This is a genomic window from Mesorhizobium sp. M7A.F.Ca.CA.002.05.1.1 (genome assembly GCF_003998335.1).
Classification (GTDB): Bacteria; Pseudomonadota; Alphaproteobacteria; order Rhizobiales; family Rhizobiaceae; genus Mesorhizobium.
Genome location: NZ_RZQI01000241.1, coordinates 1 through 7,235, shown reverse-complemented (window position 1 = coordinate 7,235; position 7,235 = coordinate 1). Strand labels below are relative to the sequence as shown.

Annotated in this window: 8 protein-coding genes and 1 pseudogene; 3 read left to right on the top strand and 6 right to left on the bottom strand. The window is 61.7% G+C overall.

Going from position 1 to position 7,235, the window contains the following annotated elements:
* The 4 genes from EN939_RS14495 to EN939_RS14480 form a co-directional block, all read right to left on the bottom strand.
* Nucleotides 1–332 (bottom strand): ATP-binding cassette domain-containing protein (locus EN939_RS14495; RefSeq protein ID WP_164750994.1); only part of this gene is annotated, 332 nt, incomplete at its 3' end.
* Between the two features lie 80 nt (nucleotides 333–412).
* Complete coding sequence (locus EN939_RS14490; RefSeq protein ID WP_127268551.1) at nucleotides 413–1,297, bottom strand: NAD(P)-dependent oxidoreductase; 885 nt, start codon at nucleotides 1,295–1,297, stop codon at nucleotides 413–415.
* 1 nt (nucleotide 1,298) lies between these two features.
* Nucleotides 1,299–1,874: a gluconokinase gene (locus tag EN939_RS14485; protein ID WP_236383252.1), complete on the bottom strand. Its 576-nt coding sequence runs from the start codon at nucleotides 1,872–1,874 to the stop codon at nucleotides 1,299–1,301.
* Nucleotides 1,843–2,610, bottom strand: a complete 768-nt coding sequence (locus EN939_RS14480; RefSeq protein ID WP_127268550.1) for an SDR family oxidoreductase — start codon at nucleotides 2,608–2,610, stop codon at nucleotides 1,843–1,845. The genes EN939_RS14485 and EN939_RS14480 overlap by 32 nt, the downstream gene beginning before the upstream one ends.
* Before the next feature lie 129 nt (nucleotides 2,611–2,739).
* On the opposite strand from EN939_RS14480, the gene EN939_RS14475 reads away from it, so the two are divergent.
* Both EN939_RS14475 and EN939_RS14470 read left to right on the top strand, forming a co-directional pair.
* Nucleotides 2,740–3,675, top strand: a complete 936-nt coding sequence (locus tag EN939_RS14475) for a 2-hydroxyacid dehydrogenase (RefSeq protein ID WP_127268549.1) — start codon at nucleotides 2,740–2,742, stop codon at nucleotides 3,673–3,675.
* A 15-nt stretch (nucleotides 3,676–3,690) separates the two neighbouring features.
* On the top strand, nucleotides 3,691–4,722 hold the full coding sequence (locus EN939_RS14470) for an L-idonate 5-dehydrogenase (protein WP_127268548.1): 1,032 nt from the start codon (nucleotides 3,691–3,693) through the stop codon (nucleotides 4,720–4,722).
* 41 nt (nucleotides 4,723–4,763) lie between these two features.
* Here the strand turns inward: EN939_RS14470 and EN939_RS14465 are convergent, their stop codons facing one another.
* Together EN939_RS14465 and EN939_RS14460 are read right to left on the bottom strand one after the other, a co-directional pair.
* The gene (locus EN939_RS14465; RefSeq protein WP_268931180.1) at nucleotides 4,764–5,177 is read right to left on the bottom strand and encodes a GlcG/HbpS family heme-binding protein; all 414 of its coding nucleotides are present in this window, start codon (nucleotides 5,175–5,177) and stop codon (nucleotides 4,764–4,766) included.
* Between the two features lie 38 nt (nucleotides 5,178–5,215).
* Nucleotides 5,216–6,208, bottom strand: coding sequence for a LacI family DNA-binding transcriptional regulator (locus EN939_RS14460; RefSeq protein WP_245465010.1), 993 nt, complete (start codon nucleotides 6,206–6,208; stop codon nucleotides 5,216–5,218).
* A gap of 493 nt (nucleotides 6,209–6,701) precedes the next feature.
* On the opposite strand from EN939_RS14460, the pseudogene EN939_RS39090 reads away from it, so the two are divergent.
* A pseudogene (locus tag EN939_RS39090) lies at nucleotides 6,702–7,235 on the top strand (hypothetical protein); the annotation flags it as partial.

Here is a 7,235-nt window from a genome sequence, read left to right as displayed (position 1 = left end):
CGCAGCGAAAATCCCTGCGCGAGGCCGACATTTTCGCCGACCGTCATCCACTCGATCAGGCCGAGATCCTGGTGAATGAAGGCGACGGATTGGCGCTGGTTCGGCCGCGGCGGGCGATGATGATAAGGCTCGCCGCGAAACAGGATGCTGCCGCCATCGGGACGGTAGATGCCGGCAAGCGTCTTGATCAGCGTCGACTTACCGGCGCCGTTCTCGCCGAGCAGTGCCAGGATCTCGCCCTTGTGCAGATCGAGCGACACGTCGGAGAGCGCGCGGGTGCCGCCGAACTCCTTGGTAATCGACTTGAATTCGATCAATTTTTCCTCAGACACAAGCGTTCCTCCCAAGATCGCCAAATGATGTTATCGATAACATTTCTGAGCGTCAAGCGACAAAGTCCAGGGCTCGCCGCTCAGCTGGTCTTGCCGTCGAGCAGGCGCATCATTTCAGCCGAATCCTTAGACCCCAGCCCGGCCGCGCAGAGCAGGCGATGGATCTCGACCACCTGCCCGGTCATCGGCATCGGCGTCTTGGTCTTCAGCGCAAAGGCCTGCAGCGAATCGAGGTCCTTCAGCATGTTGTCGATGCGTCCGGTGGCTGAAAAATCGCGAGCGGCAAACTTTGCCATGAACTCCTGCATGATGCTGGAATCGGCCCTGCCGCCCTTCAGCGCCGCCGGGATGGCCTTGGGATCGACGCCGCCGGCTTCGGCGAGTTTCACCGCTTCGGCGACGGCCTGGAACAGCACCGCGCAGAAAAGCTGGTTGATCAGCTTGGTTGTCTGCCCTGCCCCGCTCGGCCCCATCAGCGTGTAGTTGGCGCAGAGATGCCGCATCACCGTGCGCGCGTGTTCGAAGTCTGCCGCCTCGCCGCCCGCCATGACGGTCAGCCGGCCGGCGAGCGCACCGGGAACGCCGCCCGACAGCGGACAGTCGAGCCATTTCATGCCGGTCTCGGCAAAGAGCTTCTTCGCCATCTCAGCGGTGTCGGCCGGGTCGATCGACGACATGTCGATCAGCAGCTTTTCGGACGACGCCGCAGCCGCGACACCGCCGTCGCCAAACACCACCGAACGCACGATATCGGCATGGTTGAGGCTGAGGATGACGAAGCTGCTGGCGTGTGTCGCCTCGGCGACAGACGCGGCGGCTGCCGCACCCTTCGCGGTCAGGGCGGCAACCTTGGCCTTGTCCAGATCGAACATCGTGACGGTCTGCTTGGTCTCGATCAGGCGGGTGGCAATCGCCGATCCCATGATGCCGGCGCCGACAACGGCGATTTGTGCTGCTTCTGTCATGTCAACGTGCCTCTCTCTTTGTCCCGGCAGCGGGTGCGACACTGAGAGTGCCCAGCCCCTCCAAAGCCGCGTCGACTATGCTGTAGACCGGAGCGTTGATATCCACGGTGACCACTAGCTTCTCACCATCCGGATTTTCCAGCGCAGCGAATTGGCTATCGAGCAGCGCCGGCGGAAAGAAATGGCCGCCACGCTCGGCGAGTCTGGCTTGCAGCAGCGCGCGCGACCCCTCCAAGAATATGAAAACCGCCGACCCGCCCACCGCATGGCGAAGCCGATCACGGTAGGATTCCTTCAGCGCTGAGCAGCTTACGACAAGCCCACGGCCCTCCTCGTTCGCCTGGCGCAAGGCTGCACCCACCAGATCCAGCCACGGCCAGCGATCGTCATCGGCGAGCGGGATGCCGGCCGACATCTTTTCGACATTGCCGGGCGGATGCAGCGTGTCGCCTTCGATGAAGGGGAGGCCGAGCCGCTCCGCAATCTCGACTCCGATTCTGGTCTTGCCGCAGCCGCTGACACCCATCACGACGATGAGTGCGGGCTCAAAGACAGGTCGTGATGCCGCCATCGACATAGAGCGTGTGTCCGTTGACAAAGGATGAGGCCGGTCCGGCCAGGAAGACTGCCGCGCCGATCAGTTCGCCGACATCGCCCCAGCGTCCGGCCGGCGTTCGGTTGGTCAGCCATGTCGAAAATTCGGGATTGTCGACCAGCGCCTGGTTGAGCGGCGTCTTGAAATAGCCCGGCGCGATGGAATTGATCTGCAGGCCATGCTTGGCCCAGTCGGCGCACATGCCGCGCGTCAGATTGCGCACCGCTCCCTTCGTGGCGGTATAGGGCGCGATGTTCGTGCGGGCCAACTCGCTTTGTACCGAGGCGATGTTGATGATCTTGCCGCACTTGCGCGCAATCATGTACCGCGCCACCGCCTGCCCGACGAAAAACACGCTGGAGATGTTGGTGCGCAGCAGCTCGTCCCATTTGTCCGCAGGGAAGTCCTCGAGCGGCATACGAAACTGCATGCCGGCATTGTTGATCAAAATGTCGATGGCGCCGATCGTCGCCTCGATCTCGGCGACGCCTTTGACGACCGCAGCGTGATCGGTCACGTCGAAGACCGCCACGCGAGCCTTGTATCCCCGGGCCACCAGCGCATCGGCAGCGGCCGCGACTTTTTCAGCGTTGCGCCCGTTCAGCACGATTTCGGCGCCGTGCTGCGCCAGCCCCTCTGCCAGCGCCAGGCCGATCCCCTGACCCGAGCCGGTGACCAGCGCCCGCATGCCGGTCAAATCGAACAACGAACTGCTCATGCGCTCCTCCTGAGGACTGTCCCCTGAAGCGGATATGATTTCCACCGCGCCGCCGCCAGTGCCTATTGACATGAATGTTATCGATAACATAGTCAATGGGAAAAATGAACTTGCTGAGGAGACGACGCCATGACCGATATATTGATGACCGGCCCCTATCCGGATTGGGACATGGAAGACCTCGAGGCGAGATATCGCGTTCACAAGCTCTGGCAGGCGGAGGACAAGGACGCGCTTATCGCAAGCCGAGCTGGCGCGATTCGTGCCATCGCAACGCGCGGCGAGCTTGGGGCAAGTGCGGCGCTGATGGCGAAACTGCCGAAGCTTGAAATCGTCTCCTGCTATGGCGTCGGCACCGACGCCATCGACCTTGCTTACGCCAGGGCAAACGGCATCCGCGTCACCAACACGCCTGACGTGCTGACCGAGGACGTGGCCGATATCGGCATCGGGCTGCTGCTGGCAGTGGCGCGCAAGATCCCGCAGGCCGACGCCTACGTCCGCGATGGCAGCTGGCGCAAGGCCAACATGCCGCTGGTGACGCGCGTTTGCGGGAAAAGGCTGGGCATTGTCGGCATGGGCCGCGTCGGCGCGGCGGTGGCCAGGCGCGCCGCAGCCTTCGACTGCGCTGTCGCCTATTTCGACGTGCGTAAGCGCGATGACTTGCCCTACGCATTCGTTGGCGATCTGGTCGAACTGGCGCGACAGAGTGAATTCATGATTGTGACGCTCGCTGGCGGCGACAGCACGAAGCACATCATCGATGCGGATGTTCTGGCTGCACTCGGGCCTGACGGCATCGTCATAAATATTTCGCGCGGCAGCACGGTTGACGAGACCGCGTTGCTCGCGGCCCTGGAATCCAGTGCCATAAAGGGCGCCGGCCTTGACGTGTTCTGGAACGAGCCAACGATCGACGATCGCTTCCTGAAGCTTTCCAATGTCGTGCTGCAACCGCACCACGCCAGCGGCACGGTGGAGACCCGCAAGGCAATGGGTCAGCTCGTTCGCGACAATCTCGCGGCCCATTTCGGCGGACAGACCTTGCTGACACCGGTCGTTTGAGAAAGAGATTCCATCATGAAGTCGATCGTCATCCACGCGATAAAAGACCTGCGGATAGAGGAGACCGATCCGGGCTCCCCCGGCGCCGGACAGGTCGAGATCGCGGTCGAAGCCGGCGGCATCTGCGGCTCGGACCTGCACTACTATAACCATGGCGGCTTCGGCGCGATTCGCCTGCGCGAACCGATGATCCTCGGCCACGAGGTTGCCGGCACAGTAAAGGTCATCGGCGGCGGCGTTTCCACACTCGCTGTCGGCGACCGCGTCGCGATCTCGCCCAGCCGACCCTGCAACGCCTGCCGCTACTGCCTGCAAGGCATGCAGAACCAATGCCTCAACATGCGCTTCTATGGCAGCGCCATGCCGATGCCCCATATACAAGGGGCGTTCCGCCAGCGCCTGATCGCGGAGGCGTGGCAATGTCATAAAATCGCCGACCATATCTCCATCAACGAGGCCGCTTTCGCCGAGCCTTTTGCGGTTACGCTGCATGCCCTGAACCGCGCCGGCTCGCTGCTCGGCAAACGCGTTCTGGTCACCGGCTGCGGGCCGATCGGCGCGCTTTGCATCCTGGCAGCCAGAGCCCACGGCGCGCGCGAAATCATCGTCACCGACGTCATGGATGCCGTGCTGGAAAAGGCTCGGGAGATCGGCGCTGACCGCACCATCAATGTCGCCACCGACGCCGACAAGCTCGCTGCCTATAACATCGAAAAGGGCAGTTTCGACGTGATGTTCGAATGCTCCGGCAACGAGCGCGCGGCACGGGCCGGACTCGACGTGCTGAAGCCGCGCGGCGTGCTGATGCAGCTCGGCCTTGGCGGCGACGTGTCTCTCCCGCAGAACCTGATCGTCGCCAAAGAGATCGAGATGCGCGGCAGCTTCCGTTTTCACGAGGAATTCGCGCTCGCCGTCGACCTGATCAACCACCGCCGGGTGGATGTCAAACCGCTGCTATCAGGCATCTATCCGCTCGACGAGGCGGTTACCGCTTTCGAGATCGCTGGTGACCGCAACAGGTCGATGAAGGTCCAGATCGCGTTCTGAAGATCCTTCGGATGCGCTGGAAGCGCATCAACACATCGCCTTTAAATCGCGTCGGCGCCGATCGCCGCCAGCGCGGCGCGTGCCACGTCGAAATCCTGCTCGCCGGTTCCCGAACCGACACCGATGGCGCCCGCCAGGCGGCCATCGAAGCGGATCGGCAGGCCGCCAGGCAAATTGGTCACGCCGCCCTGTGAGGCGATCCCAGCCAAGGTTGCTGCTTCGGGCGCCATGCCGCCGGTGGCGGCGTTGATCGACGCCGCCGTGCGCGCCTTTGCCCGCGCCGTGTGCAGGCTCAGGAACCGTGCGCCGTCCATACGCAGGCTGGCGATGGTCTCGCCGCTTGCATCGACAACCACAAGACATTGCGGCACCCCTATCGTGACGGCGCGTGCGGCTCCGGCAGCCACGGCTTTCAACGCGCCGTCATGCGTGAGGCTGATGGTCTTTCGAAACATCGCTATGCCTTTACTGTTTTGGAATTTGCTGAAGGAGTTCAGGTGCTTTCGCGCTCGACGACGCGATACCCGGTCAGGATGATTTCCTGTTCGTGCTTCTTTTCGCCGCCGCGGATGATCTGGATAAGCCTGCGGGCAGCTTGTTGTCCGATGCCATAGCAGTCCACGTTCACGGTTGTGATGCCGGGATGGCAGAAGGCGGCAACCTCATAGTCGCCAAAGCCGGCAATGGCGATGTCCTGCGGGACCCGCATTCCACGACGCTTGCATTCCATCAGCGCGCCAAAGGCCGAGAGATCGGAAACGCAGAGCACGGCCTCGGTGTCCGGCCAGCGTTCCAGCATGCTCACAACCGCCTGGCCACCTTGTTCGATGGAGATCGGTGGCACGCCGAAGGAGACAAGCCGGCCGGTCGGCAGGCCGAGTTCCTCGATGGCTCGGACAAAGCCTTCGCGCCGCTGGCTGCCGCGCGTGTCGCGCGAGGTCGTGCCACCGATGTAGCCGAATTTTCGATAGCCTTTCCTGGCCAGCGTTTTGACGAGAAGCCCCATCGCCTCTTCGTTGGAGAACCCGACCACCTGATCGATGGGTTTCGACGGCAACTCCCAGGTTTCGACTACCGGGATGCCCGCGTTATCAAGAAGGCGGCGGGCGCGCTCCGTATGGGCTCCTCCAGTCATTATGATGCCTTCCGGCCGTCGGCGGAGCATCGCTTCGATCAGCTTTTCCTCCTTCTCGACCGTGTAGTCGGTGTAGCCGAGAAGAAGCTGGAGTCCCGTGCTCTCCAGTTCATCCGTAATACCGCGCGCCGTGTCGGCGAAGTTGGAATTGTTGAGCGATGGAACCATTGCAGCAACAAATCCAGTCTTGCGCGAGGACAGGGTACCGGCTGACTGGTCGAGCACGTAACCAAGCTCGTTGACCGCAGCCATGATCTTTTCCCGCGTCGCCTTGGAAACCCGGCTGCCCTCTTTCAGGGCGCGTGAAACGGTCATGGTGGACACACCTGCCCGCAGCGCCACGTCAACCATAGTTGGCGCATGGCTTTCGAGGGGCCTAGATGAGGCAGCCTTGGCCATCATGCCGCTCCACCGGCCGGCTGAGGCCTGCCCAAGGGAAGCGCTAGACGTTCGGTCACAAGGTCTCTGCGGCGTCCTGCATCGATCATGAGCCACCCCTTGGAATCAAACTCCACGCGAAGGACATGTTATCGATACCATCTGAACAAGACAACGACCATATGTGTCTAGGTATTGTCATGAGCACTGGGTGACGGTTCTTTTCTCGAACGTTGAGTCGCGTACGAAAATTACCGTCAAAGCACCGTCAGATGGATCTGCTGCCCTTACACCCAGATTTGCACGAGGCCAAAGAAATCAGCGACTTAGGCAATCGAAGACTTCAGTTGATAATGTGGGTCCGATTGTGAATGAGATGAACCGCAAACCGTTGGTTTTTCTGCGAAAAACCACTACGAAGCACTCCGGACTACGCTAACCCCTCATTGCCGGGTGGATCGTCCGTATGGTCCCGCAACCGCTCCGCTTCTCCGATAATGCCAAGTGCTTACTAGGTGCGATGAGCCGGCAGCCGGCGGGACAGACGGCAACCTTGCCATTCACCGGACGGGAACTGTGCATTTTTTCCAAAAGCAGGAACATACCTGCATCGCCCAAGTTAGACATCGACGGCATTGGATCACGGATTCTTTCTCGCATTCTCCAGTCTGACAGAGTGCTCCATGATTCTTTGATGCTCGAACCAATGGGCAGGACAATGTACCGCTGTCAGCTTTTCTTATCTGCCTTTGGCCTGGTGTTGGCGGGTGGCCTGTCCCCACAGGGCCAAGCCATGGCACAGGCGCCCTGCCCGGCCCACCACGATAAGCTGCTCGCTGTCCTCAAGGCCAATGTGAAAGCGAGCGGCGGACCTGCCAACGGAGGCTTTGAGACTAACGAATGGGCGGCTGTCGTTGCCCGCGACGGCGCCGTGTGCGCGATCGCTTTCAGCGGTCCCACCGCCGATTCCCAATTGCCAGGCAGTCGCCTCGTCGCGGCA

Excerpts from the sequence above, each read along its gene's own strand:
- EN939_RS14485 (WP_236383252.1), bottom strand. The coding sequence starts at position 1,874 with ATGTCGATGGCGGCATCACGACCTGTCTTTGAGCCCGCACTCATCGTC.
- EN939_RS14480 (WP_127268550.1), bottom strand. The coding sequence starts at position 2,610 with ATGAGCAGTTCGTTGTTCGATTTGACCGGCATGCGGGCGCTGGTCACC.
- EN939_RS14490 (WP_127268551.1), bottom strand. The coding sequence starts at position 1,297 with ATGACAGAAGCAGCACAAATCGCCGTTGTCGGCGCCGGCATCATGGGA.
- EN939_RS14475 (WP_127268549.1), top strand. The coding sequence starts at position 2,740 with ATGACCGATATATTGATGACCGGCCCCTATCCGGATTGGGACATGGAA.
- EN939_RS14465 (WP_268931180.1), bottom strand. The coding sequence starts at position 5,177 with ATGTTTCGAAAGACCATCAGCCTCACGCATGACGGCGCGTTGAAAGCC.
- EN939_RS14460 (WP_245465010.1), bottom strand. The coding sequence starts at position 6,208 with ATGGTTGACGTGGCGCTGCGGGCAGGTGTGTCCACCATGACCGTTTCA.
- EN939_RS14470 (WP_127268548.1), top strand. The coding sequence starts at position 3,691 with ATGAAGTCGATCGTCATCCACGCGATAAAAGACCTGCGGATAGAGGAG.